17 protein-coding genes are annotated in these 26,648 nt (G+C 68.9%); 9 read left to right on the top strand and 8 right to left on the bottom strand.

Annotated elements, in window-relative coordinates:
- Window positions 1-457 precede the first annotated feature (457 nt).
- The 4 genes from WMF24_RS24330 to WMF24_RS24315 all read left to right on the top strand — a co-directional run bounded on the left by WMF24_RS24330 (window position 458) and on the right by WMF24_RS24315 (window position 5,163).
- Window positions 458-1,477 (top strand): sugar-binding protein, encoded by a 1,020-nt coding sequence (locus WMF24_RS24330; protein ID WP_437729756.1) that lies wholly within the window; start codon window positions 458-460, stop codon window positions 1,475-1,477.
- Between the two features lie 32 nt (window positions 1,478-1,509).
- The gene (locus WMF24_RS24325; RefSeq protein WP_437738849.1) at window positions 1,510-3,012 is read left to right on the top strand and encodes a sugar ABC transporter ATP-binding protein; all 1,503 of its coding nucleotides are present in this window, start codon (window positions 1,510-1,512) and stop codon (window positions 3,010-3,012) included.
- On the top strand, window positions 3,009-4,079 hold the full coding sequence (locus WMF24_RS24320; RefSeq protein ID WP_437729755.1) for an ABC transporter permease: 1,071 nt from the start codon (window positions 3,009-3,011) through the stop codon (window positions 4,077-4,079). Before WMF24_RS24325 ends, WMF24_RS24320 begins: the two co-directional genes overlap by 4 nt.
- An 85-nt stretch (window positions 4,080-4,164) precedes the next feature.
- The gene (locus tag WMF24_RS24315) at window positions 4,165-5,163 is read left to right on the top strand and encodes an NAD-dependent epimerase/dehydratase family protein (RefSeq protein WP_437729754.1); all 999 of its coding nucleotides are present in this window, start codon (window positions 4,165-4,167) and stop codon (window positions 5,161-5,163) included.
- Window positions 5,164-5,275: 112 nt separating this feature from the next.
- On the opposite strand, the gene WMF24_RS24310 is transcribed toward WMF24_RS24315, so the two are convergent.
- The 4 genes from WMF24_RS24310 to WMF24_RS24295 form a co-directional block, all read right to left on the bottom strand.
- Window positions 5,276-6,601 (bottom strand): PAS domain-containing protein, encoded by a 1,326-nt coding sequence (locus WMF24_RS24310; RefSeq protein ID WP_437729753.1) that lies wholly within the window; start codon window positions 6,599-6,601, stop codon window positions 5,276-5,278.
- A 298-nt stretch (window positions 6,602-6,899) separates the two neighbouring features.
- On the bottom strand, window positions 6,900-8,330 hold the full coding sequence (locus WMF24_RS24305) for a DUF1552 domain-containing protein (RefSeq protein ID WP_437729752.1): 1,431 nt from the start codon (window positions 8,328-8,330) through the stop codon (window positions 6,900-6,902).
- Window positions 8,327-10,018, bottom strand: coding sequence for a DUF1592 domain-containing protein (locus WMF24_RS24300; RefSeq protein WP_437729751.1), 1,692 nt, complete (start codon window positions 10,016-10,018; stop codon window positions 8,327-8,329). Before WMF24_RS24300 ends, WMF24_RS24305 begins: the two co-directional genes overlap by 4 nt.
- Before the next feature lie 106 nt (window positions 10,019-10,124).
- A complete protein-coding gene (locus tag WMF24_RS24295) occupies window positions 10,125-10,910 on the bottom strand; it encodes an alpha/beta hydrolase family esterase (protein ID WP_437729750.1) in 786 nt (261 codons plus the stop codon).
- An 874-nt stretch (window positions 10,911-11,784) separates the two neighbouring features.
- On the opposite strand from WMF24_RS24295, the gene WMF24_RS24290 reads away from it, so the two are divergent.
- Complete coding sequence (locus WMF24_RS24290) at window positions 11,785-12,918, top strand: hypothetical protein (protein WP_437729749.1); 1,134 nt, start codon at window positions 11,785-11,787, stop codon at window positions 12,916-12,918.
- A gap of 312 nt (window positions 12,919-13,230) precedes the next feature.
- On the opposite strand, the gene WMF24_RS24285 is transcribed toward WMF24_RS24290, so the two are convergent.
- Both WMF24_RS24285 and WMF24_RS24280 read right to left on the bottom strand, forming a co-directional pair.
- The gene (locus tag WMF24_RS24285) at window positions 13,231-14,826 is read right to left on the bottom strand and encodes a non-reducing end alpha-L-arabinofuranosidase family hydrolase (protein WP_437729748.1); all 1,596 of its coding nucleotides are present in this window, start codon (window positions 14,824-14,826) and stop codon (window positions 13,231-13,233) included.
- 194 nt (window positions 14,827-15,020) lie between these two features.
- Entirely contained in the window at window positions 15,021-16,460 is a 1,440-nt protein-coding gene (locus tag WMF24_RS24280; protein WP_437729747.1) for an endo-1,4-beta-xylanase, read from the bottom strand.
- An 824-nt stretch (window positions 16,461-17,284) separates the two neighbouring features.
- Between WMF24_RS24280 and WMF24_RS24275 the strand changes: the two genes are divergently transcribed.
- On the top strand, window positions 17,285-19,006 hold the full coding sequence (locus tag WMF24_RS24275) for a glycoside hydrolase family 43 protein (RefSeq protein ID WP_437729746.1): 1,722 nt from the start codon (window positions 17,285-17,287) through the stop codon (window positions 19,004-19,006).
- A gap of 85 nt (window positions 19,007-19,091) precedes the next feature.
- On the top strand, window positions 19,092-20,270 hold the full coding sequence (locus WMF24_RS24270) for a family 16 glycosylhydrolase (RefSeq protein ID WP_437729745.1): 1,179 nt from the start codon (window positions 19,092-19,094) through the stop codon (window positions 20,268-20,270).
- A 169-nt stretch (window positions 20,271-20,439) separates the two neighbouring features.
- On the opposite strand, the gene WMF24_RS24265 is transcribed toward WMF24_RS24270, so the two are convergent.
- Both WMF24_RS24265 and WMF24_RS24260 read right to left on the bottom strand, forming a co-directional pair.
- On the bottom strand, window positions 20,440-21,477 hold the full coding sequence (locus WMF24_RS24265; RefSeq protein ID WP_437729744.1) for an IS630 family transposase: 1,038 nt from the start codon (window positions 21,475-21,477) through the stop codon (window positions 20,440-20,442).
- Between the two features lie 162 nt (window positions 21,478-21,639).
- Window positions 21,640-22,680, bottom strand: coding sequence for a Gfo/Idh/MocA family protein (locus tag WMF24_RS24260; RefSeq protein ID WP_437729743.1), 1,041 nt, complete (start codon window positions 22,678-22,680; stop codon window positions 21,640-21,642).
- Between the two features lie 726 nt (window positions 22,681-23,406).
- Between WMF24_RS24260 and WMF24_RS24255 the strand changes: the two genes are divergently transcribed.
- Together WMF24_RS24255 and WMF24_RS24250 are read left to right on the top strand one after the other, a co-directional pair.
- Window positions 23,407-25,104: a DUF1592 domain-containing protein gene (locus WMF24_RS24255; protein ID WP_437729742.1), complete on the top strand. Its 1,698-nt coding sequence runs from the start codon at window positions 23,407-23,409 to the stop codon at window positions 25,102-25,104.
- 29 nt (window positions 25,105-25,133) lie between these two features.
- Window positions 25,134-26,495, top strand: a complete 1,362-nt coding sequence (locus WMF24_RS24250) for a DUF1552 domain-containing protein (protein ID WP_437729741.1) — start codon at window positions 25,134-25,136, stop codon at window positions 26,493-26,495.
- Window positions 26,496-26,648: the final 153 nt, after the last annotated feature.

Here is a 26,648-nt window from a genome sequence, read left to right as displayed (position 1 = left end):
AAGGGCCCGGCGAACGACCGCCGATCCAACGAAGCCCCGAGGCCAATTGTGAACGTTCACATGTGTGGATGTCAAACGAAATGGACAGGCGGCGGCGGCTCTCGATCCACCCGAGCAGCAGGCGGAGGCTCATGCGCCCAGACGCGGAGAAATCCAGGCGCACGGTCGTGCGCGGAGGCGTCAATGAGGCGGGCCGCGAGGTCCTCGTGACGCGGCGCTCCAGCAGAGGCCCACGCGCGTTGTCGTCGATCGAGGCTACCCGCGATCGCTCGATAATGGTTGACACCGATCATGTGAACGTTCACTATTTGCCGGCTGGGCGTCTGTTCGCTTTCTGGGGAGCATGCGCGACATGGATGCCTGGCATACCGTCCTCGGCCCTGATCCAGCGGCCGGCAATGGCGACGCCACGCGCGGCGTGAACGCATTTCGAGCGTGAACAGCAAGGAGACTTGCCGTGAAAGAGACGAGATCCTCGGGCAAGAGTTGGGCGGTCATGGCGCCCTTCCTGATGGCGCTGCTCGCGATCATCGGGTGCAGCAAGAAGAACGAAGGGACGGGCGCCGGGCCCGCCGAGGGGAGGGACGCGAAGCCGAAGATCGTGAAGCTTGCCTTCATCACCAACAACGCGAGCGAGTTCTGGAAGATCGCGCAGGCAGGCGTCCGGAAATACGAGCAAGAGAGCAAGGTCCAGGTCGACGTGAAGATGCCGCCGAACGGCACCACGGAGGAGCAGAACCAGATCCTCGAGAACCTCTCGAGTCAGGGCTACGACGCCATCGCCGTGAGCGCCGTCGCGCCGAACGATCAGGTCCCGGTCCTCAACAAGGCGGCCGAGCGGAGCAAGCTGATCACGTTCGACTCGGACGCCCCGAAGTCGAACCGGCTCCTCTACATCGGCACCAACAACTACGAGGCCGGCAAGGCGCTCGGCGCCCACATCGTGAAGCTCCTCCCGAACGGCGGCAAGATGGCCGTGTTCGTCGGCATGTTCTCCGCGGACAACGCGAAGCAGCGCCTGCAAGGCATCCAGGACGCGATCGCCGGCAAGAACATCGAGATCGTCGACAAGCGGGAGGACAACACGGACCGCGCGAAGGCGCGCTCCAACGTGGAGGACATCATCAACGCGCACCCGGACCTGAGCCTCGTCGCCGGCCTGTGGTCGTACAACGGCCCCGCCATCGCGGCGGCCATCGAGGCCCTCGGCAAGAAGGGAAAGGTCCTCGCCGCCGTGTTCGACGAAGAGGAGGAGACGCTCACGGCCATCGAGAACGGCACGATCTCGGCCACGGTCGTCCAGAAGCCGTTTCAATTCGGTTACCTGGCGAGCAAGTGGGCGCATGAGCTCGCGACAAAGCCCGACGCGGCGGGGACGCAGATCCCGGCCGACAAGAGCATCGACACCGGCATCGATGTGATCGAGAAGTCGAGCGTCGCGGAGTTCAAGCGGAAGCTCGCCGAGATGAAGAAGTGAACGTGGCGGCGTCCGGACCGGCGCTGCTCGCGATGAGCGCGATCACGAAGCGGTTTCCCGGCGTGGTCGCGCTAGAGGGCGTCTCCCTCTCGCTCAGGCCGGGCGAGGTGCTCGCCCTCATGGGCGAGAACGGCGCCGGCAAGAGCACGCTCATGAAGATCCTCGGGGGCGCCCAGCAGCCCGACGAGGGCGAGATCCGCATCGACGGGAAGAGGGTCGCCCTCGAGAGCGTGCGCGTCGCCAAGCGCCTCGGCATCGCGCTCATCCACCAGGAGCTGATGCTGGCGCCGAACCTGGACATCGCGGCCAACATCTTCCTCGGCAGCGAGGGCGGCGGGACCGGGCTGCTCCTCCGCCCGCTGCCGAGGGGCAGCATGGTCGCCCGCGCCAGGGAGCTGCTCCAGCGCGTCGGCTTGGCGCTCCCGCCGTCGACCCCGGTGTCCGCGTTGACCGCCGGCCAGATGCAGATGGTCGAGATCGCCAAGGCGCTCGCCCTGAACGCGCGCATCATCATCATGGACGAGCCGACTTCGTCGCTCACGAGCGGCGAGTCCGAGCATCTCTTTCAGATCATCCACAAGCTCCGGGCGGACGGCATCGGCATCGTCTACATCTCGCACCGCATGGAGGAGGTCATGGCGCTGGCGGACCGGGTGACGGTCCTGCGCGACGGCCGCCACGTCGGCGACCTCACGCGCGCAGAGGTGACGCACGAGAAGATCGTCTCCATGATGGTGGGCCGCGAGCTCAGCGCGCACTACTTCCCGGAGAAGCGGCCGCGCAGGTCGACCGAGCCCGTGCTGGTGGTCGAAGGCCTCGTCGTGCCCGGCGCGCCGGCGCCTATCTCCTTCTCGGCCCGGCGCGGGGAGATCCTCGGCTTCGCCGGCCTCGTCGGCTCGGGCCGCACGGAGCTCATGGAGACGATCTTCGGGGTGACCCCGGCGCTCGGCGGGCGCATGACGCTCGAGGGCGAGGCGTTCGCTCCTCGAAGGCCCGGGGACGCGATCGACCGCGGGGTCTACCTGGCGCCGGAGGATCGAAAGCGGCACGGCCTCGTGCTGCCGCTCAGCGTCGCAGAGAACACCTCTCTGCCCAACATCGCCAGCTATGGCCGCTGGGGCTTTCTCGACAGGAGGACGGAGCGCCGCGTCGCCGACGCCGAGGTGAGGCGCCTGCGGACGAAGACGCCCGGCATCGGTGAGCGCGTCGTGAACCTCTCCGGTGGAAACCAGCAGAAGGTGGTGCTCGGCAAATGGCTGGCCATGAGCCCGCGCGTGCTCATCCTGGACGAGCCGACGCGCGGCATCGACGTCGGCACGAAGGCCGAGATCTACCGCCACATGGCCGCCCTCGCGGAGGAGGGCATCACCATCCTGATGGTCAGCTCGGACATGGAAGAGATCATGGGAATGAGCGATCGCGTCGCCGTCATGCACGAGCGACGCATCAAGGGTGTGCTCTCGCGGGAACGGCTGAGCCAGGAGCGGATCGCGACCTTGATGACGGGCCGCGCCGACGAGGAGGCGCTGTCATGAGGCGCGAGCTCGGCATGACCATCGCGCTCGCCGTGATGTGTCTGGGTCTCTACCTCTCGAACCCGGATTTCCTCGGTCAGTCGAACTCGATCAACACCCTGCGGCAGATCTCGATGCTCGGGATCTTCGCCATCGGCATCGGCTTCGTCATCATCACCGGCGGCATCGATCTGTCGATCGGGTCCGTGATCGGCCTGACGGGGGTCCTGATCGCCAAGATCTCGTCGAGCCAGGCCGGCGGCCTGGGGTGCTCGCTGTGGATCGGCATCCCCGTGGCGCTCGGCGTGGCGATGCTGATCGGCCTCGGCCAGGGCTTGCTCATCACGCGGCTCAAGCTGCAGCCGTTCATCGTCACGCTCGGCGGCATGCTGCTCGTGCGCGGCGTCTCGCAGACCATCGCCGAGGGGGGCACGCTGAGCCTCGGGGGCTCGCCGCTGCTCGGCCTCGCGAACGGCGGGCTGCTCCGGGTCGGGAGCGACGCGCTCGTCCCGTACCCGCTCCTGATCTTCCTCGCCGTCATCGGCGCGGCGACCTACGCGCTGCACTTCACGGTGTTCGGCCGCTACGTCTATGCGATCGGCGGCAATCGCGACGCGGCGGAGTACTCGGGCATCAACGTGAAGCGGGTGGAGACGTCCGCCTACGTGATCTCGGCGGGCCTCGGCGGCGTGGCCGGCGTCTGCTACGCGTCGTACATCGGGCAGATGTCGCAGCAGGTCGGCATCGCGTACGAGATGTACGCGATCGCCGCGGCCGTGCTCGGCGGCTGCTCGCTCCGCGGCGGTGAGGGCACGGTGCTCGGCATCATCATCGGCTCCGCGGTGATGCGCGTCATCGACAACGGCATCAACATGTTCCAGCTCCCGTACGAGGACGCTGACAGCATCCAGCGCATCTGGCGCCTGGACCCGAACTGGACGTTCATCATCATCGGCGCCGTGATCCTCGTCGCCGTGATCCTCGACCAGATCGTGCACATGGTGCACGCGAGGCGGCGCATCCGGCGTGCCTCCGCAGGGGCCGCTCAGGCGGCGCCGAGCGCCCCGGCGCACGGAGCGGCGCCATGAGCTTCCTCGACGTACCCGTCGAACTCCAACGCATCGCCGAGCGCCGCATCATCGCCGTCGCGCTGGGCCCGGAGCAGCTTCGCACATGAACAAGACACCCGACCCGCTGATCCTCGTCACGGGCGCGACCGGCAAGGTCGGCCGCGCCTTCATCGCCCGTCTGCTCGCCGAGCCCGGCTTCGCGCGCTGGCGCGTGCGGGCCCTGTGCCACCGCCGCCCGCTGCCGTCAGACGGCCGGGTCGAGTCGGTCTTCGGCGCGATCCAGGACCGTGAGGCCGTGCAGCGCGCGCTCGAGGGCGTGACGCACGTGCTGCACCTGGCCACCAGCAAGGAGACGCCCGAGGACGCGATGGACGTGTCGGTCAAGGGCCTGTTCTGGCTCCTCGAGGGCTGCAGGACGAGCGCGACCTTCCGCCAGTTCATCCTGATCGGCGGCGACGCGGCGATCGGGCACTTCCACTATCCGCACCCGATCCCGGTCGTCGAGACCCAGCCGCACAGCGCCTATCCGGGCTGCTATGCGCTGTCGAAGGTGCTCGAGGAGACGATGCTGCAGCAGTACTTCATCCAGTATGGGCTGAACGGTTGCTGCCTGCGCGCGCCCTGGATCATGGAGAAGGACGACCTGCGCTGTCACCTGAGCTTCGGTCCGGACGTGTTCGGCGCCCCGCGCTGGTGTGACCTCGTCGGCGCCGAGGCCGCCGCGGACTACGCCGCGAGCGGCGCGATCCCGGTGCTGCTCGACGACGCCGGCGCCGGGGTGCTGCGCAACTTCGTGCACGTGGACGATCTCGTCGGCGCGATCGTCGCGGCGATCGACCACCCGCGCGCCCGCCAGCAGCTGATGAACGTCTGCATGGACGAGCCGCTCGACTACGTGCGTGTCGGCGACCACCTCGCGCGCACGCGCGGCTGCCCGCTGGTGCCGATCAGCGAGCGGTATCACTCGACCTGGCTGGACAACAGCAAGGCGAAGTTCCTGCTGGGGTGGCGTCCGCGGTACGACATGGAACGCCTCGTCGAGTCCGCCTGGGCGTACCAGCGGCCGGCCGACGACCCGCGGCGGATCTGGTACCCGGGATAGAGCCTGTTCACGAGCGCCGGCACACCGGCCCGTTCACGCCGCCTTCATGTGGGCGCCAGGCTGGCAGGCCTGGCGACGGTCCCCGTCGCTTCACCAGGCGGCCAGGGCGCGCTCAGCGGGCGGCGCGCGGGCGCTCCGTGGGCCGGAGCGCGTGGGCGATGCCGCTCTGCAAGCTGCCCAGCGTGGTGATGCCGGAGAGGTCGGCGCCGAGCTCGACAAGGGCCCTCGCCACCTCCGGGCGGATGCCCGTCACGACCACGCGCGTGCCGAGCATCTGGGCGGCGCGCGCGGTCCGCGTCAGCGCATCAGCGACCAGCGCGTCGACGGCGCGCACGCCGGTGATGTCCAGGATCGCCGTGCGGGCGCGCTGGCCGCTGATGCCGGCGAGCAGCGTCTCCATGATCTGCCGCGCGCGCGCGCCGTCGACCGTTCCGACGAGCGGCATGGCCAGGACGCCGTCGGCGAGCGGGATGAGCGGCGTCGACAGCTCCCGCAGGGTCTCCTGCTGCGCGGCGATGATCTGCTCCTGCAGCGCGGTCCGCTCGGCCTCCGCGCGCCTCAGGTCGGTGTCCTCTCTCACGACGCCGCCGACGCCGACAACCTCGCCGCGCTCGTTGCGAACAGGGAATTTGACCGTGTAGAAATAGTAATTCTGGCTGCCGTAGTCCAGGACCTCTTCGTACCGCATCTCCTGGCCGCTCGCGAGCACCTCCCGCTCCTTCGCCACGATCGCGTCGGCGACGCCGGGCGGGGTGGCGCCGAACTCATGCTCGTCCTTGCCGAGGAACTCGATGGCGTGCCGCCCGAGCGCGCGCGCGTAGTGGCGATTGACGAACACGTAGCGCCCCTCCGCGTCCTTGATGAACATGACGTTCGGCGAGTTGTCCACGAGCTGCAGGAGGAGCAGGTACCGCTCGTGCAGCAGGCGCTCTCTCTGCTGCGGATCGTCGCCCTCATCCACGATGGCCGCGATCTCCCGGACGTCGCCCCGCGCGTCGCGCAGCACGGCGTAGGTCCACCGGCAGGTGACCGCGTTTCCCTGTCTCGTCCTGGCCGCGCTCGTCGTCGTCGCGAAGAGGCTCTCGCCAGGGTCGTGGTTGAACGCCTGCACCGCCTCGGGCGACACCGGATCCGCGGCCACGAGGTCGGTCAGGCGGCGGCCCAGGGCCTCGCCCTCGCTCCACCCGAAGAGGCACCCGGCGCCGTCGCTCCAGCGCGTCACGGTGCCATCCAGGCGCCAGTGGATCAGCGCCGGCACCTGCGTGGCGCCCCGCGCGAACGGCGCGTCGAGGTACGCCGCCGCCGCGCTGACCAGCCCTCTCTCCCGCCCGAGCTCACCGCGCAGCGCGGCGAGCTCCTTCTCCAGCTCCTCGACGCGCGCGCGCAGCGCCGCGCTCTCTGCCCTGTCGTCGACGTGACCATCGGTGTGCGGGGACACCCCTCCTGGCCCGGGCATCCCGTCGAGCTGGCCATGCCCGCCGGCCGTGCCCCCTGCTCCCCGCTCGCGGTCTCCTCCGGATCTCCCGTGCGCGTCTTCGCGTCCGCTTGGTCCGGACGCCCGCTCGCTCGTGTCGCGGCTCATGCTCGCCCCTCCGCGCGCTGCTCCGAAAGCGCGTCGCGCCCAATGTAACGGTTTTGCAGGTCGAGGTCTCGCCAGAAAGATGACACGGCCCGCCGCGCGGCGGGCCTGTCGTCGCCGGCGGTGACGATGGCCCGGCGACGAGCGCCTGCGCCGCTCAGGCGAGCATGCCGTCGATGGGCCCCGAGCCCTGACCTTCACCGAAGTTCTCGGTCCACTCGGTCTTGTCGCGAACGGCGGCGGCGATGAGGCCGTTGAAGAGGCGGTTGTTCGTGACGTTCCCGGCGTCGATGTACTCCCCCTGCTTCAGGTAGCCGCCGCCGCTTCCGGCGATGATGGTCGGCACGTTGCGGAAGCTGTGCGACGGGCCGTCCGCCACGTGGTTCGTCCACATGAGGATGGACTTATCGAACAGATCGCGCTCCTTGAAATGATTGAGACCGTGGAGCAACGTCTGCATGCGCACCACGTCGATCTCGGCGTGCGCTTGCTCGGCCGTCGGGTTGTTGCCCGAAGCCGCGTCCGACTGGACACGATGGCTGATGTGGTGGAAGGGCCAGCCGAGCCCCGCGTTCGACGGCACCGCATACTTCGTCTGATCCGTGCCGTCGCCGTGCTGCAGCGTCGCCACGCGGTTGAAGTTGCAGGCGAACGCCAGCGCCACGAGCTCGAGGTGGAGCTTCGCGACGTCTTCGATCATGCCGTCCATCTTGAACGCGAAGCCGCCCTCGAGCGCCTCGAACGCCGACGTCGTGAGGCCCGCCTGGCTGCAGGCCCCGCCCATCTCGCCCATCGTGACCTCGGTGTCGCGGATGGAGTCGAAATGCTGCTGGAGGCGCAGCTTGTCGGCGGCGCTCAGCGCCGGCATGCGCATCAGGCTGTTCAGCTCCTCCATCACGAAGTCGTTCACGCTCTTGCGGCTGCGGAGGAGCTCCTCGGCGACCTGCGCGCCGTTGCCGCCACCGTTGCCCGTCAGGCCGACGAGCTTGGAGTAGAGCGCGTACGGGTTGTCGTCCGCCGAGCGCACCTGCCCGGCGCCGCCGCCCTTGAAGGAGATGCGCTCTGCGATGTACCCGTTCCTGCGGTTGCCGGCGTAGAGCGTGAGCGGCTCGGCGCCGCCCTCGTTCACCAGCTGGGCGATCACCACGTCGGCGGACACGCCGGTCGAGGCCACGGTCTTGCCACCGCCCTGCGCCGGGCGCGCGGTGAGCGCCTGAGACAGGCCCTGCGCGTGGCCGCAGTTGGTGGGGCCCCCCATCGGGAAGTTGATGCCGCGGATGAACAGCAGGTTCGGGGCGTGAGGCGCGAGCACGTGCGTCGCCTTGCCCGTCATCTCGGCGAGCCCGCTGGTCGTGAGCGGGCCCGTCTTGTCCGGGAAGAACTTGTTACCCACCACGCCGCACGCCGCCACGATGTAGAGGCTGAACACGGGCGGGTTGTCCGCGGCCCAGGCCGAGCGCGCCGGCAACCCCTCGAGGAACGGAAGGGCGATGGCGACGCCGCCCGCGCGCAGGAACGCGCGCCGGTTGATACCGCGCCGGCGCGCCGTGTGCGGATGGGTGATGTTCGTTGCGTTCTTAAGGTTCACAGCGCGCCTCCCATGCGAGTCCGGAATGCCTCGTTCTTCACCAGCTCGATCATCATCGCCTTCACCGAGCCGCCGGCGCCCACCGAGCCGCCGGCGCCACGGCTCACGTCGGCGAGCCCCTCGACGAGCGGCAAGTCCGCCGGGACGACGTCGCGCTGGAGCGCGAAGCTCGCGAGCTTCTTGGCGTAGCAGAGGTGGGCCTGCTCGCCCTCCGCCATGTAGCGCATCAGCTCGCCGGCGTCCGCGAACGACTTCGGTCCCTCGGAGAAGGTGTAGACACCGCTGCTGTCGATCGGCAAGCCGCCGTTCTCCTCGTCCCGATATCGCCCCATGCCGTCGAAGTGCTCGAAGGCGAAGCCGACGGGGTTGATGAGCTGGCTGTGGCACGCGCCGCCGCAGGCGCCGGTGAGCCGCGTGATGCGCTCACGGTTCGTCTGCCCGGGCTCGAGCGGCGGGACCGGCGGGATGTCGGGGGCCGGCGCTCCGAGCGGCGTGCACAGCACGTCGAGGTTGATGCTGACGCCGCGGTGGATCGAATCCGACTCATCGTTCAGGGCGTTCAACGTCAGGTAAGGGAGCTGCGAGAAGAAGCCGACGCGATCGGGGCCGAGGTCCCGCTCCACGACGCCGCGGCCGCTCGGCGCGAGGCCGTAGATGCTCGCCATCCCCGGCCCCACGAAGCCCTTGGTGGACGTGAGGATGTCCTTGACGCCGAGGCCCTCGGTGAAGATCTTCTCGAAGAACAGGTACGCGCTCTCCTCGTACTCCTCGTTCAACGATTCGTCGTAGTCCGGCACGCCGATCTTGCTGATCGTGGCGTAGCGATCGAAGTGGAGCAGCTCGCGATGGAAGTACCGCATGGCATCGACCGCGGCGGGCTCCTCCAGCATGGGCTCGGCGACCGCGGCGATCGCCTCCGGCGTCGTGAGCGTGGACGCCTTGTCGAGCAGCTCGTCGCTCGGCGCGGCGTCGCGCAGAAGGAGCGAGAGCTTCGCCGCGACCTCGTAGCCGTCGAGCGGCTCGCCGTCCTCGCCGAGCTCCGTGCGGTAGAGGAAGTGCGGCGACTGGAGCATCGTCCGAATGACGAGCTGCGCGCCCTTGGCGAACGCGCTCTTCGAGCCGGACATCTCCGCGCCGGTCTCGAAGAGCGCCGTGTACCGGGCGATCTCGGCGTCCGTCAGCGGACGGCGATACGCTCGGCGCCCCACGGCCTCGATGAAGCCAGCCGCGTCCGTATCCGGGTAGACGTTCGCGAGCGCCGCATCCGAAGCCGTCACCTCCTCGGCGAGCGCCTCCGCCGCCGATCGGTAGTCGTCCCACGAGCGCTGGTTCACGCTCAAGAGGTGCTCGTTGTTCGTGAAGTCCGTCGTGCCGGCGACGGGCTTCTCGAACGCTTCGGACAGCGACGAAGGGGCGTCCAGGTTCAGGACCACCTGCACGCTGCGCGCCCACTGCGAGTTCGTGAGGCGCACGAACCGGTGGTACTGCGGCGCGCCCGGCATGTCGATGCCGCGCGCCACGCCGCCCTTGACCGGGCCGCTGCCGCCCGGCACAGGGTCGTCGCTCCCCTCCGGATCGCCCAGGGCGCCCGTGCACCCCGCGAGCAGGAGCGCCGCGACGCAGAGCCCCGCGCCGAGGGCCCGCCTGCGGCGCGGCGAGCCGGTGATCGAAACAGACGGTGAGGTCATCGATGCCTCCTGACCAAGCTTGGGTGACGAAGAATCAATTCCAGCGTAGCGATGATGCGATCGTCCAGGAATCATGCCCCGGGCGCCGCCGGGGCGAGCACGATCCTCAGTAGGTCGAGAACAGCGCCCAGAGGAGCTTCGGCGCGAAGGCGGGCCAGCCGTGGTTCGTGTTGTTGTAGTTCGGGTCTCCGTGCTCGCACCAGTAGACCGGATAGTCCTCGTCGCAGCCCTGGTACACGACGCAGTTCGAGCGATCGTCCGTGTACCCGTCCACCGGCGTCGTGCTCGCCTGGCAGTGGTTCAGCGCGGTGTAGAAGTCGCGCGTCTTCGGACCGTTCTCCGTCCCGACCACCGAGTCGCGCTCTCCGTGGATGACGACCGCCGTGACCTGCCCGGTACAGCTCCGGGTGCCGGCGTTGAGCGGATACTGGGGGACGTTCTTCGTGGCGCACGGGCCCACCGCGCGCAGCTTGTCCGCGTGCTCGCAGCCAAGGATGCTCGAGAAATCGCCGCCCGAGCTCTCGCCCGCCGCGAACACGCGCGCCTTGTCGATGCAGAAGCTGCCCGTGATCTGCTCGTAGAACGGCTGAAAGAAGGAGACGTCGTTCGCGCCCCAGCCCGAGTTGGAGTTGGCCGGGTGAGGGTAGACGCGGATCCACGCCTCCCTGGGGCCGGCCGCCTCGAAGCCCGCGTTCTGCTCTGCCCAGTTGATCGGGTTGTTCGTCGGGTTGAACATGATCATCACCGGATACGGCTTGCTGGCGTCGTAGTCGGTCGGCAGCTTCACGTAGTACTGGTGACCCGATACGGTGAGCGGGCTCTGCGCGCTGCCCGTCTGCGGATTGGCCTTGCCGCAACCCGCGCTCGGCTGCGGGGCGACCTTGCCGTCCATCGATCCGCCCGCGCCGCCCGCTCCAGGCGAACCGCCGGTTCCGCTCGTTCCTCCCTCACCGCCCGTTCCACTTGCGGACGCGCCGCCGTCGCCGGCCGTGGCGCCGCTGCTGGTCGTGGTGCTGTCGGCGCTGCTCGAGACGGCAGCCCCGCCCGCTCCGGGGTGAGGGGTGTCGCCAGACGAGCTCGCGCCGTCACCACCGTCACCACTGCAGGCCGAAAGAGCGCACGTGCTGGCCAGCGCCGCGAACAATGTGACTCGAGCGATGGTAAGCTTGTTGGACATTTGAACACCCAGGAGCTATTTCGCCCTCACCGGCAGCGTTCCACGAGGCGCGCGCTCAGCGTGAGGTCGTTTCCGGTTGATTGGAATAATCGGACGCCGACGGCAAAGCTGAGTCGGCGGTCGCGCCGAGCCGTATATTGTGAGCGTTCACAACTCAGGTGTCAACACTTGTCGGCGGGACCGTGGCAGTCGCCGAGCCCGAGGGAGGACAGGGGCACGGCGCCTGTTGAAGGAAGGAGCCGTCGACGGTATGGCACATCACTCACCGACGGAGTGGCTCGAAGCTGACCAGAGCCGTCGGGGTCGAGGAGGTCGAGGAAGGTAGACGGCGGGGCAATTTTGTTGACGCCTCGTATGTGATCGTTCACATCTTCGCGCGGGGCGTTTTTTTTCATTTGTCTTGAATGGGCCGTGCTGCGCACCGTGCCCTTCGTCCTGCGCTCGGGATCGAGCCTTTGCACCGGGTCTGTTCGCTCGGTCGTCGCGGGCGCGCGGGGAGGGTGAGGCCGCGGGGGCATCCGAGGCTCCGGAGAGCCACGAGCGTTGAGCGGCGCGCCCAGAACGGGCTGAGCACGCCCCGGGAGTGAGCATGAACCAACGTCGATTCCATTCGTCACTGGCCTGCATCGGCTGCGCGCTGTCGATCGCCGCCTGCGGGGGCAATGACGGCCACAGCGGCGCCGCCTCCACCGGTCAAGGGGGCGGCGGCGCCGGCACGACGGGCGCCGCCTCCAGCGGCTCCAGCGGGGGGGCCCCTGGGGGCGCGTCGGCCAGCACGGGAGATCCATCGGGAGGCGGTATGGGCGGTGGAGCGCCCGGCGGCGGGACGACGGCGGGCGGCGGCGAAGGCGGCGCCGGGGGCTCGGGGGGGGCGGGCGATCCAGGCGAGTTCGAGCCGGTGACCATCTCGTTCGGGACCACGCTCGATCCGCGCGCTCAGGTGCTCGAGGCGCGGGCGCTCGCCGAGTCCGTCGCCGATCCCGGCTCTCCGCAGTGGCGCGCCAGAGGCGACCAGCACAGGACGTATCGCTTTCCAGCCGCCGGCGTCGACGTTCCGTACCGTGTCTGCGTCCCGGAGCGCTGGGACGGCGCGTCGAAGTTGCCCCTCGTGATGTTCCTGCACGGCGCCTCGAACGACGAGAGCTCGTACCTGGATCAGAACAACAAGCAGATGGTGAAGCTGGCCGACCAGCACGGTGTGGTGCTCGTCTCACCGCTCGGCTACGGGGGCGCGTACGGCAACTTCCTGCGGCTGCCGGCCGTGTTCGGGCAACCCGAGGAGGCGGAGAAGCTCCTGGCCATGCGCACGCCGGAGCGCGAGCGCGATCAGGAGCTCAGCGAGAAGGACGTCATCAACGTCCTGGAGCTCGTGCTGAACGAGTACCCGATCGATCGCGGCGCGATGTTCCTCACTGGACACTCGATGGGGAGCGGCGGCACCTGGTACATCGGCGCCAAGTACGCCGACTACTGGACGGCTCTGGCGCCGATGTCCGGGCCGTTCGTCCAGGAGTCAGGCTATCCGTGGGACCGGCTGCGCGACATGCCCATCTTCGTGACGGAGGGGACCGGCGCCACGCCTTCCCTCGCTGGCAGCCGGGAGCTGCGCGACTGGATGATGGCCGGCGGCTTCGCGATCACGTACAAGGAAGTCGACGCGGACCATGGAGGGATGGTTCCGCTCGTGCTGCCCGACGTCTTCGACTTCTTCGACCGCCAGTAGCCCGCGCGCGGCGTGACCCGCACGCGCGGCGTGACCCGCGCGTGCGGCGTGAGTCGATAGCGCGGCAGCGTCCGCAGTCGGGGCAGGGGGGCGACGGAGCGCCCCCGAACCGGCCCGTTCATCGACGCGGCGCTCGTGGGCAGGAGACCGGGGGCCAGAGCAGAAGCCTGGAACACCGATCCCGTTGAGCGAGCGAGAGATGAACCGCCAAGACGCCGAGGGCGCCAAGGAGAAGACGACATCTTGGCGTCCCTGGCGCCTTGGCGGTTCGAAATTCCGCTCGTTTCGGGCGGGTCCAGCCCGCTTGTCGCTCTAGCGGATCGCCTTCAACAGGCCGAGGCGGTACGGGAGCTGCGAGTACTCGCCGCCCGAGCTCGGGTTGCGTCCCTGGTACAGGAACTGCAGATTGCAGGTGTCGATCGTCGCCGTCTCGTCGTTGCCGTCGCGCAGCAGCTCGCCATGGCTGATGTCGTCGCTCCAGTCAGCCACGCCTTGCGCGTAGGTGACGTTGTTCTGACCTGCGAACGGCGTGTTCCAGGTGTCCGCGAGCGGGGTCCACGCGCCGTCCAGGCGATCGGCGGTGAACGCGCGATAGAACCTGGCGCCCGTCGGGCCGATGGCCTCGATGAGGGTCAAGTACTTGTCCATGCCCTTGATCTTGTACGTGGAGCTCCCCTCGAACAGGTTGTACCGGTTCGAGTCCTGGAGGGCGACCGAGACAGGACCGAACCCCTTCGGGAAGTTCTGCACGGTGGTCTGGCTGCGGTACATCTTGCCGTCATCGCCGGTGAAGAAGAGGTAACAGTTGGCGCTGTCGCAGATCACCCAGTAATCGATGGGCAGGCTGGGCATGCCGGCGGGCGTGGACGCGAAGAAGTTCTGGGGTCTGCTCCACGTCTCCGGGCGGCTCGGGTCGTCGGCCGTGGAGAACTGCGGCGGCTGGGATTGATAGATGAGGTACCACTTGTTCTGGGGCCTGAAGAAGAAGATCTGCGGCGCGCACCGATAGCCGCTGAACCCGGGCGTGCGATCCATGTAGTAGTGCGGCGCGGACGCGGCCTGGGGCCAGTCGGTGAAGCTCAGGTGGGTCATCTGCCAGTTCCCGGAGGTGTTCGCCGTGGTGGCATAGATGTTCCAGCGCTGGTCATGGAAGACGACCGTCGGGTCCTTGATGGCCACGATGTTGTGGGTCGCGTCGGACTTCGGGCTCACAAGGATGCCGCTCGACTGCCAGCGGAAGGTGCTGGGCAAGCCGCAACCCCCGCCGTCAGAGCCGCCAGTCCCACCGCCCGACCCACTGCTCGACCCACTGCTCGACCCACCGCCCGACCCACTGCTCGACCCACTGCCCGAGGTCACGGGCACGACGCGGAACTGCTGGTTCGTCCCGCCGTTCGACGACCACTGGACCACGGCGGTGCCGTCCGCGGTGCCGCGCGCGTAGACGTCCAGGGCCTTGCCGCTGTGGCGCGCCGTGAGGCGCACGGCGCCGCCGGCGACGTCGGCGAACGACCACTGCTGGTTCTCTCCGCTCCAGCACGAGTACTGCTGGACGCGGGCGCCGTCGCTGGTCGAGGCCCCAGCGACGTCCATGCAACGATTGCTGTTCACGTTACGGATGCGGTAGTAGCCGCCTCCCGCCGATTCCATGCGGAACTGCTGCCGCGTCGAGCCGTTGCAGGTGGCGATCTGCAGGCCCGCCGCGTCCGCGGTGCTGCCTCCGGCCACCTCGACGCACTTCCCGCTCTGGGCGGCGACGATGGTGTAGGTCGCCGCGGTGTCGATGGTGACGCCCTCGGCGGCGTCGTCGAGCTCGACGTCGGCCTCGTCGAACTGCTCGGCGGAGCCGCACGCGGTCGTGGCGGCGAGCATCGTGAACAGCGACACGTGTTCCAGTCTGATCCTCATCGTTATCTCCTCTCTTCACAGGGGTGTGAAGCGGCAAACAAGACACATTCGAAGGCGCCCGGGATCGGCCGCGCGGGCCCTGGCTCCACGGGCAGCCCCCGTCGAACCTTCGACCCTGCGGGCGCGGCTGCGCGGCGATGCGGTCGAGCTCGCGCGCGCGGCGCTCCGTGGTGCGCGCGTCTGCGCGCTCGGCGTCAGCGCCCCAGGTAGCTCATCAGCCAGGACATGGCGGGCCGCATCTGGCCGCCGCTGCTCATGAGCCCTGAGTTGGACAGCCAGGTCTGGCCGCTGACGTAGCCCCAGAGCGTGATGCCCTTCACGCTCGGGTGGTTGTAGAACATGGGGAACTGGCTCTGCATCACGTTGAGCTGCTGCGCGTCGTTCGCCAGGTCGATGTCGTACTCGGTGATGTAAACCGGCAGACCGGTGCCGGCGAGCCTATCGAGGAAGCCCTTCACGGTGCTGGTCGGGATCGAGAACGCGGCGTGGGCTTGCGCGCCGATGCCGTCGATGGGAGCCCCCGCCGCCCGGATCCGATTGACGATGTTGATCGTGTTCTGATTGTCGCTGCTATATTCGATGTTGTTGTAGTCGTTGAGCAGCAAGGTGGCGTTCGGGCAGTACTGCCGCGCCCATTTGAACGCTTGCACGATCCAGTCGTAGCCGCTCGACCCCGCGCCGCCGAGGGCGTTCATGTACACCGGGGTGGTGTGCGGGGGCGGCTCGTTCACGACGTCGATGATGGCGACGTCCGGGTAGCGCTGGCAGAACGCTCGGATCCACTCCTCCACCTCCGCGCGCTGCTCGCTCTGCGGCAGACCGGCGAGCCAGCCCGGCTGCTGGGCGCCCCAGATCAGGGTGTGGCCCTTGTAGGGTATGCCGTTCTGGCGCGCGTAATCCCGGACTCGGTCCATGCCGGCCCAGTTCATCACATCCCGCTGGGGTTCGACGGAGCCCCACTTGCCCTCGTTCTCCGGGGAGATCTGGTCCCAGTAGCGGGCCAGATCCGATCGCACCTGCCCGCCGGTCGTGATGTTGCCGACGAACTTGTCGCCCTCGCCGCCGCCTCCCGAGCCGCCCGGGTTCACGGGTGTGATCCGGAATTGCTGGTTGGTCCCGCTGTTCCACGACCACTGGATCACGGCGGTGCCGTCCGCGGTGCCGCGCCCGTAGACGTCAAGGGACTTGCCGCTGTGGCGCGGCGTGAGGCGCACGGCGCCGCCGGAGACGTCGGTCAACGACCATTGCTGGTTCTCCCCGTTCCAGCAGGAGTATTGCTGGACGCGGGCGCCGTCGCCGGTGGAGGCGTCCGCGACGTCGAGGCAACGGTTGCTGTTCACGTTGCGGATGCGGTAGTAGCCGCCGCCCGCCGACTCCATGCGGAACTGCTGCCGCGTCGAGCCGCTACAGCTGGCAATCTGCAGGCCCGCCGCGTCCGCGGTGCTGCCTCCGGCCACCTCGACGCACTTCCCACTCTGGACGCTGACGATCGTGTAGGTCGCCGCGGTGTCGATGGTGACGCTCTCGGCTGCTTCGTCGAAATCGAAGTCGGCTTCGTCGAGCTGCTCGGCGGGGCCGCACGCGCCGAGCGCGAGCGCCGTCAGCAGGGGCCATCGTTCGAATCGCGTTCTCATGAGGTTCTCCCGTGCCCGAGCGGGCATGTCGCAGGTTGTGGAGTGAGCGCGGCCTCTTCGAGGCACGAACAGGCCGCGATCCGCCTGAGATCGTCGCCGCGGGTCAGCTCTGTGCACGGCGCCGAGCGGATGCTCGCAAACCGGCGCGCGCGCGGGTCACCGTGGAGACCTCGCGCCCAGCGCTGCTGACGCGCGACCGCAACGCCCGCGAGCTCACCGCTGCTCGCGCACGTGACGACCGAGCGGACTGAACCTGTGCCGAGACCGATCGGCTGACGAAGGTCTCGGCGAGTAGGACCACCCCTCCGGAGCAAAGCAAGAAATGCGAACGAACCCAAATGTGAACGCTCACAAGCACGATGTCAACCTGGATCGACCTCTCTGCGGTTCCTCGAGACGGAAGGAGGACGAATCTGACAGGGCTTCTCCGGAGCGCCGCGTCTGGATGCGCAGGTGCCGGCCTCATTCACGCTTCCGCGCGCGACAGTGCACCTGAATTTATCCGCACTCGGACGCGCAGCGACTGATCGCGTCGGCGCTCGTACCGTTGCTCACCCCTCGGGCCGGAGGACACCTCCCGGGTCGATCTGTGTTGACATCGGATGTGTGAACGTTCACGGTGTCGCGGTTGGTATCCTTATGCTTCGCTCTCGAAGGGGCGTCCTGCGCCCGAGCCCCTCGTCATCCGGTCGATCTCGGCGCCGATCCCGTTCGCGCCGGGCGCACACGCGCGGTCGAGCAGAGGAGCGCCGGAGCGTCATGAGCCGAGCGAACCACGACATCGACGGTGCCTGACGAAGTCTCAGGACAGCAAGGATCCAGGAATGGCAACGAGCACCACATCCCTCCAAGGTAAGCTCTTCAGGGTGGCGTTGCCGCTTTGCGGCGTGGTCGCGTCTCCCGTCGTCGCCCTGGCAGACAACCCCATCGTGCAGACCATCTATACCCCCGACCCTGCGCCCATGGTGCACGGTGACAGGGTATACCTCTATACCGGGCACGACGAGGACAGCGCCACGGACTGGTTCACGATGAACGAGTGGAGGGTGTACTCCTCCGCGGACATGGTGAACTGGACCGATCACGGCTCGCCGCTCAAGTTCAGCGATTTCAGCTGGGCAAAGGGCGACGCGTGGGCAGGCCAGGCCATCCACAGGAACGGGAAATTCTACTACTACGTTCCTGTCACGAGCCGCTCGCTCAACAGGATGACCATCGGCGTGGCGGTGTCGGACAGCCCTACCGGTCCGTTCAAGGACGCCCTGGGGCGGCCGCTCATCACGGCCAACTGCGGCGACATCGATCCGACGCCGTTCATCGACGACGACGGCCAAGCGTACCTGTACTGGGGGAACCCCAGCGCGTGCTACGTGAAGCTGAACGAGGACATGATCTCCTACCAGGGAGACGTCGTGCGCGTGCCCATGACGGCGGCGAGCTTCGGACAGCGCACCGGGGAGAACGATGGCCGCCACACGACCAAGTACGAAGAAGGTCCGTGGCTCTACAAGCGCGACGGGCTGTACTACCTTGTGTACGCGGCCGGCCCCATCCCCGAGTACATCGCCTACTCCACGAGCAACAGCCCCACCGGCCCGTGGACGTACCGGGGGGTCATCATGCCCACGGAGGGCAGCAGCTTCACCAACCACGCGGGCGTCATCGACTTCAAGGGGAGCTCTTACTTCTTCTACCACAACGGCGCCTTGCCGGGCGGCGGAGGCTTCCGCAGGTCGACGGCCGTCGAGCAGTTCACGTTCAACGCCGATGGTACCTTCCCGACGATCAGGATGACGCAGGCGGGGGCGCCTGGCGTCGGCAACCTCGACCCGTATGTCACGACCGAGGCGGAGACGATCGCCTGGGGGGCCGGCGTCGAGACCGAGGTGTGCAGCGAGGGCGGGATGAACGTCACGTCGATCGAGGACGGCGACCACATCAAGGTGAAGGGCGTCGACTTCGGCACCGGCGCTGTGTCGTTCGACGCGCGCGTGGCCTCGGCGAACGGCGGCGGCAGCATCGAGCTGCGCCTCGACAGCCCGACCGGCACGCTGGTGGGGACCTGCACGGTTCAGGGGACCGGCGGCCCCCAGACGTGGGTCACCAACTCCTGTCCGGTCGACGGCGCGACAGGGATTCACGATCTGTACCTGAAGTTCACCGGTGGAGACGGCCCCCTGTTCAATTTCAACTGGTGGAAGTTCACGCCGATCGACGCCCCGGATCCGACCGGCGGCGGGGGCGCGCCGAGCGAGGGGGAAGGGGGAGCGACGGGCAGCGGCGGCTCGGGCGGCTCGGGCGGGGTCGGGAGCGTCAGCAGCGCAGCGACGACCGGCACCGGAGCGACGACGGGCAGCGGCGCGGGCGGCGCGGGCGGCGACCCCGCCGATGGCGCCGGCGCCGACGAGGGCGGCTGTGCCCACCGGGTCGACGCGGGGCCCAGCTCCCCCGCGGGGGCGCTCGCCGCCTTGATCGCGCTGGGCGCGGTCGTCGCGCGGCGGCGTCGCGCGCGAGGCGCCGAGCGGAGCGGCGGCGCCGCGAGCTGATTGTCTGGTGCAACGACCGCGCGCCCGCCGAGTGGTCTACCGAGCGGGCGCCGGCGGTTTCAACACTCTCACTGGAGGTTCCACGATGTTCACGAGATTCCGCGTAGGTCCCATGCTCGCCGCTGCCTCGATGGCGCTCGCTGTGAGCTCGACGGCGGCCGCGAAGCCTTACAAGGGCGCAGAGATTTACTCGACGCAGGCCCAGCTTCACGGTCGCATCGAGGTGCGCATGCGGATGGCGCGCGGCAGCGGCATCCTGTCGACCTTCTTCACCTACAAGGACGGCTCCGAGATGTCGGGCGCGTTCTGGGAGGAGATCGACATCGAGGTCTTCGGAAAGGGCGACGCCCGGAGCTGGCAGTCCAACATCATCACCGGGATGGGCACGAGGGTGACGTCGGAGGGGGTGCACCCGACGAACGTCTCCCTCGCGGACGGCTACCACACCTACACGCTGGAGTGGACGCCGGACTACGTCGCCTGGAGCCTCGACGGGACAGAGGTCAAGAGGACGACGGGGCGGCAGGTGGCCGACCTGAAGAATCCTCAGTCCCTGCGCTTCAACACGTGGGCCTCCGATGCGGTCGAGTGGGTCGGGCCGTTCGAAGAGTCCGCCCTCCCGCAGCACCAGTTCGTCAACTGGATCAAGTACTACCGCTACAACAACGGAGCCTTCGAGCTCGCGTGGCAGGACGACTTCGACTCCTTCGACACCGGGCGGTGGAGCAAGGCGGACTGGACGTTCGACGGGAACCGCGTGGACTTCGACCCGCAGAACGTGACGGTGAAGGACGGCGTGCTCGTGCTTTCGCTGACACGGGAGGGGCAGACCGGGTTCACCGGGGCCGTGCCGCGCGATGAGGACACCGGGCCAGGCACCGGCGCGGGCGGGGGAACGACGACGACGACGACGACCTCGACAACCTCGTCCGGGAGCGGCGCGGGCGGGGAGGGGACGGCGACATCCTCCTCCGTGAGCGGCGCGGGCGGGGAAACGGCGGCGACGACCTCCTCCGGGGTCGGCGTTGGCGGGGCGCCGAGCGAGGCCACCTCCTCCGGGGCAGGCGGCGCACCGGGCGAGGGAGGCGGGACCGGCGGAAACGTGCTGGACGAGCTGGACGAGTGGTCCTCCAATGAAGGTTGCGGGTGCGTCGCCGCCGGAGCCAGCTCCACGGCGAGCTCGTGGGCCGCGGCGCTCGCCATGGGGCTCTCCGCCCTGGCGATGCGACGGCGCCGGACCCGTGTCTCGTCGTCGCGGCCGTGACGACGCGGGGCGCCGCGGGGCGCCGCTGGAGCGACAAGCGGGTTGAACCCGCCTGAAACGAGCGGAATTTCGAACCGCCAATGCGCCGAGGCGCCAAGCTATCGTCTTCTTCTTGGCGTCCTTGGCGCCTTGGCGGTTCATTTCTCGCGCGCTCAACGCGATCGGTGTTCTAAATAGCCGATCCCGAATCGGCAACGGGCGAGCTGACCACAGGCCGCAGGCTCGCGGACGACCCCGGGTACGGGGAGAGGGCCTCCAGGCAATCATCCACCTCCTCGACGAGTTGGTCGATGCTCGCGCACCGATGGTTGCGGGTGACGTTGTCGTGGACCTGCTTCCAGACACGTTCGATGCGGTTGTACTGGGGCGCATACGGCGGCAGGAAGTGCAGCACGAGCTTGCCTCCCGCGGCCTCGACGAATGCTCGGGTCTTCTTGCTCGTGTGGATGCCGAAGTTGTCGACGATGACGTGCAGCCGCCGGTAGCGCCGGTAGCGGCGCAGCAGCGTGGCCAGCGCCGCGATGAACAAGTCGCTGCTCTTGCGAGCGCCGAACGCCCACGTCAGCTTGCCCGAGCCGATCGTCAGCGCGCCAGCGACGTAGCGCTTCTGGTTGTTGCCGGGCGTGAGCACACGCTTCTGCCGACCGCGCCGCATCCAGTCGAGCCCGAGCCGCGGGTTGAGATCGACATCCATCTCGTCGACGTAGAACGCGATCTCGTCGCGGGGCAGGCTGCAGATCAGCTTGCGGATCGCTCCGATCCTGCGGCGCTCGCGCGCCTTCGGCCACGGGCAGCGGACGACGGGACGGGGGCGCTTGCGGCGCGCCCCCATCGCTCGCAGCAGCCGACCGATGTGGCCGACGCTCAGGCGTAGCCCGGTGTCGCGTTCGAGCTGGAGCGCCAGCAGCTCGCGCGTCCACGTCGGCCGTGCCCAGCCGAAGTCCTGCGGGCTCGCGTCGAGCAATTGCTCAAGTCGCCGCCGGTGCGCTGCAGAAACCTTGCGCTGACCGTTGTGTGCGCGATGGTCGCGTAGGCCCGCAAGTCCTTCGGCGAGAAAGCGCGAGCGGATCCGGCTGATCGTCGAGCGAGCGACCTGGAGCTCCTCTGCAATACGTGCCGGCGTCGCTCCGGCGTCCAACCTCAGCAGAATCAGGCAGCGGATTCGGTAGGCCCCGTCCCGCGCTTTTCGGGCTCGCTGCTGGAGCACCCGCTTGTGCCGGGAACGAAGCCGAAGAACATTCTCCCCATCGGCCTCTCCTCCTCGTGGTGGGTTCGTTCACAGCGGCCACGAGCGCACGGAGAGGCCGACCTGCAAGCTTTCCGTTCAAGCGCTTGGAATTGCTGGCGTTCCCGAATCAGGATCGGGAATTTAGATCTTCTCCCAGCGTCCGCTCTCGGCGGAGCGGAAGAGCGCGTCGATGACCCGCATGTTGCGGACCGCGACCTCGATCGGGTTCTCGACGGGGCCACCCGCGCGGATGGCGCGCGAGAACGCCTCGCTCTGCAGGTGGTACTGGTCGACGATGGGAAACGAGCTGACCCTGGCCGAGCTGCAGTCCAGCGTCGAGCCGTCGTCGAGGAAGATCCTGCACGGCTGGTCGGCGGGGGCGTTGAACGGAATCTCGATCTCGATGCGGCCCCTGGTGCCGAGCGCGTTCACGCGCTGGTAGGCCACCGCCTGCGTGCTGCACGTGAACGTCAGGTGCGCGCCGCCGTAGTCGAGCAGGCCCGAGGTCAAGCGATCGGTGCCGAACTCGGGATCGCGCTCGATGAGCGCCATCGCCCGCACGGGCTCGCGTCCGAACAGGAAGCGCGACGTGTTCACCGCGTAGCAGCCGATGTCGTAGAGCGCGCCGCCCCCGACTTCCTTCCTGTTGCGGATGTTCGTAGCGTCGCGGTTGAAATACGAGAACGCCGTCTGGACGCTGACAAGGTCGCCGATCCGGCCGCTCCGCACCCAGTCCCTGGCCTGCTGCCACTGCGGGTGATTGCGGATCATGAACGCTTCGGCGATCAGCTTGCCCGTCTCGTGCTGGACGTCGACGAGCGCCGCGGCGTCCTTGGCGCTCAGCGCGATCGGCTTTTCGCACAGGACGTGCTTGCCGGCGCGGGCCGCGCGCGCCGTCCACTTCACGTGCAGGTGGTTGGGCAGCGGGTTGTAAATGGCGTCGATCTCCGGATCGTCGAGCAGCTCATCGTAGCTGCCGTACGCTCTCGGGATCCCGAGCGACTGCGCGGCGGCGCGCGCCTTGCCGATGTCGCGCGACGCCAGCGCGGCGAGCTGGGTCAGGGGCCCCCGCTTCATGCCGCGCAGGCTGACCTTCAACGCGAACTGGCTCGCCCCGAGGACGCCCCAGCGCACGGGGGTGAGGTTTTCGTCGGGCTTCCGGCCTTCGGCGGACGTGGACATGGGCTCCTCGCGACGCTGATCGCTGACGGCGTCTTGTGAACGAGCGGCTCGCATCGACAGCGGCGGGGGAGCCCTCGCCAGGAGAGGCGCGCCCGGCACGACGAGCGTAGAGCGGGTGGAGACGCCTCGGATGTCGAAAAGTAATGTGAACGTTCACATTGCGGAAGTCAATGAGAGCCACCGAGATCTTGCGCGGCGGCGGCCGGTCGCGGCCTCCGCGTAGGCCGTCTCACCAGCGTGGCTCGTGCGAGCCCGTGGGTTCCAGGATACCGCGGGGGGAAGGCTCGGGCGCTGCGCCGCCTCGTCCTCGACCGCGAGGCGCGCGGCGCTGGAGGACCCCGCCAGGTCCGTCGCTCCCCCCCGGGAGCGAGCGCGCTCGCGGTCGGTCGATCGGCGTTGACACGCGGCATGTGATCGTTCACATTGGCCACGGGGTATGCTTTTGCTTCGCTCCCCGTGGGGCGTCATGCGCGCCGGGACCTCCGTCTTCTGATCGGTCCCGGCACCGGATCCTGGGGGGCGGCATAGCCCATGTCCGGGGCAGGCCGTGCTCAGCCCCTCTCGAACGCGGCAGTGTCATCGCGCCGGTCCCGCCCGGTAGCAGGTGCTCCAGGTTCCATGACGCCGGGCGAAATGGGCTCGGCGACGCGATCAGCTGCTCTGAGGCGTGGTCGCCAGATACGGGTTCCCGCGCGTCGTCACCCCCTTGCACCATCGGAGAGCAAGATGAAGAAGCCGTCATGGCACGAGCTCCGTTCCTCGAGAGAAGTCGCCGCCGTCTTCGCGCTCGCGTTCGCGGCCGCGTGTACGGGCGCGCTGGGTGACCCGGCGGACGGCGCCGGGCCACCCGCCGGAGGAGCCGCAGGAGACGATGGACCGTCGACGGGCTCGGACCCGCCGCCGTTCCAGCCCGCGGCCGGGATGCTGCGCCGCTTGACGAGGACGCAGTTCCGCAACGCCGTGCGCGACGTGTTCGGCGTGGAGGTCGATCTCCACGACCTCGACGCCGATAGCTGGAACGGGGGCTTCGCGGCCATCGGCGCCGCGACCGTCGTGACCTCGGAGCGAGGCGTCGAGCAGTACCACGCGGCCATCGAGGGCGCCGTCGACGCTGTGTTCGCGGATCCCGCGAGGCGGGGCGAGTTCATCGGTTGCACGCCGAGCGGCGCGGCGGGCGACGCGTGCGTGCGCGGCTTCATCGAGGCGCTCGGGCTCCGCGCGTGGCGCCGCCCGCTCGAGGCCACCGAGGTCGAGCGGCTCGTGTCCGTCGCCACGAACGCCGCCTCCGAGCTCGGCAGCGCCTTCGAGGGGGCCCGCTGGGCGACGGTGGCCCTCTTCACGTCGCCGAACTTCCTGTACCGCGCGGAGCTCGGGGCGCCGAGCGCCGATGGGTCGCTCCGCTTGACCGGCCACGAGATGGCCTCCCGGCTCGCGTTCCTCGTGTGGAACAGCCTGCCGGACAGGGAGCTGCTCGACCAGGCAGCGAGCGGGGTGCTCGGGACGGTGGAGGGGGTCCGCGCCGCGGCGACGCGGCTGCTCGACGCGCCCGCCGGGCGCGAGGCGGTCGGTGCGTTCGCCGAGGAGTACATGCGGCTCGATCGGATCGGCACGCAGGCGAAAGACGCGGAGCTGTTCCCGGAGTACGGCCCCGCGCTGCAGGCGGCGATGGCGCGCGACATGCGCGGCACCTGGGAGGTCCTCGCGTTCGACGAACAGGCGAGCGCGCTCGACCTGTTCTCGACGACGAAGGTCGTCGTCAACGCGGAGCTCGCCCAGCTCTACGGGCTCGACGCGGCAGGTCTCGGCTCGCGCACCTTCGAGGTCCGCTCGCTGCCCGCGGACGGCCCGCGCGTCGGCATCCTGGGCAAAGCGGGTTTTCTCTCGCAGTTCGCCAACCAGAAAGAGGGGTCGCCCACGTTGCGCGGGAAGTTCATGCGCGACGCCCTCATGTGTACGCCCGTCCCGCCGCCCCCCGGCGACGTCGCCCTCGAGCTCCCGGAGCCGCCCGCGGACAGGCCCATGACGAAGCGTCAGCGGCTCGAGCAGCACCGGACCGCTGCTGCCTGCGCCGCCTGCCATGCGTTCATGGACCCGATCGGCCTGCCGCTCGAGACGTTCGACGCGATCGGCCGTTACCGCACGACCGACCACGGCCTGCCGATCGACCCGAGCGGCGACTTCGACGGGGCGCCGGTCGCTGACGCGCGCGAGCTCGGCATGACCGTCAGCGAGAGCGACGCGGTCGCCCGGTGCCTCGTCCGGAAGTACTACACGTACGCGGCGGGCCACGAGGAGAGAGACGTGGACCGCTCCGTGCTGGACACGCTGGCCGCTTCGTTCGAGGCGTCGGGGTTCAAGCTGCGCGAGCTGGTCCTCGACGTCGTGACGAATGAAGCCTTCTCGTCCGTCGCCCCACAACCCTGATCGCAGGTGCCCCCATGACGAACAAAGCCATGAATCGACGAACCGTTCTCCGGGGCATGCTGGCGACGGGCGCCGCCGTGACCATCCCGCTCCCGCTGCTGGAGATCATGCTGAACGAGAGCGGCACGGCGCACGCTCAGACGAAGACCCCTGTCTCGCCGCTCTACGTCACGTGGTTCTTCGGGAACGGCACGCTGCCCGGCCGCTGGAAGCCGGCGCGCACGGGCTCCGGTCAGGCCTGGGAGCTGAGCCCGGAGCTCCAGCCGCTGGCGGAGCTCAAGTCGTACCTCACGGTGATCAGCGGCCTCGAGAACAAGCTGGTCGTCTCCGGCTTCGAGCACCCCAGCGGGTCGGCGGGGGCCACGACCGGCGCGCCGCTCAACGGGAACGCCGTGCGGGCCGCGTCCATCGACCAGCTCGTCGCGGACGCCATCTCGGAGGGGGCGCCGTACCGCTCGCTCGAGGTGGGGTTGACGCCGGCGACGCCGGGCGGCCCTCAGGACTCGCTGCACACGGTCTCGCACAGGGGGCCGAACGCGCGAAACAACCCGGAGTTCGATCCGAAGGCCGTGTTCAATCGGTTGTTCATCGGCGGCTCGTCCGCGCCCGACGACGACGGCGCGGAGCAGGCAAGGAAGCTCGCGAACGTACGGAAGAGCGTCCTCGACTCCGTCCTGCAAGACGGCGCGCGGCTGCAGCAGCGGCTCGGGGCGGCCGACAGGCAGCGCGTGGAGCAGCACCTCGATTCGATCCGCGCCATCGAGCGGCGCCTCGAGGCGACGGACCCCGGCGGCGGCTCGCCGCCCGTGTGCAGCAGCCCGACGGCCCCCACCGTCGGCAAGGACGCGCAGAGCGAGGCCCCCCCGGCGGTGAACGCCGCCATGGTCGAGCTCTCGGCGCTCGCGCTCGCCTGCGAGAGGACCCGCGTCCTCTCGTTCATGTTCTCGCTGCCCGCCGCGCACGTCTACTACCGGCACCTCGCGCAGGACATGAACGACGACTTCCATGACACCATCTGTCACGGGGATCCTGGAGACCAGTCGAATCAGCCTCGCGTCGACAAGGGCGTCGTTTACACGATGCGCTGCCTGAACGAGTTCTTGACGAAGCTCAAGAATACGCCGCACGGCAGCTCGAACCTCCTCGACAGCTCGCTCGTCTACGTCACGTCCGACACCGCCTGGGGCAAGGTCCACACGAGGACGGAATGGCCGGTGCTCCTCGCCGGGAAAGCCGGTGGGCGGCTGCGCGGCGACGAGCACCACAACTTCCCCGGCGACAACCTGAGCAAGGCGCTCCTGACGATCGCCCAGATCATGGGCCTTCCCTTGAAGGAGATCGGCGCCGACGCGGGGCGGGTCACGTCACCGCTCGCGGGCATCCAGGTCTGAGCGCGGCGCCGAGCGCGCTGGAAGCAGCGCTCGGTCCGCGCTCGCCCACACGTGCCCGAGCGGCCCGACCCGCCAGGGCGCCCGCCGACGGCAGCGGCGCCGCGCCGCCCCTGTCACACCTGACACCTGCCACACCGGTCGATGTGACATGTA

The organism is Sorangium sp. So ce1335 (genome assembly GCF_051521615.1).
GTDB lineage: Bacteria > Myxococcota_A > Polyangia > Polyangiales > Polyangiaceae > Sorangium.
The sequence above is the reverse complement of the archived record's forward strand: the minus strand, read 5'-3'. Positions and strand labels throughout refer to the sequence as shown.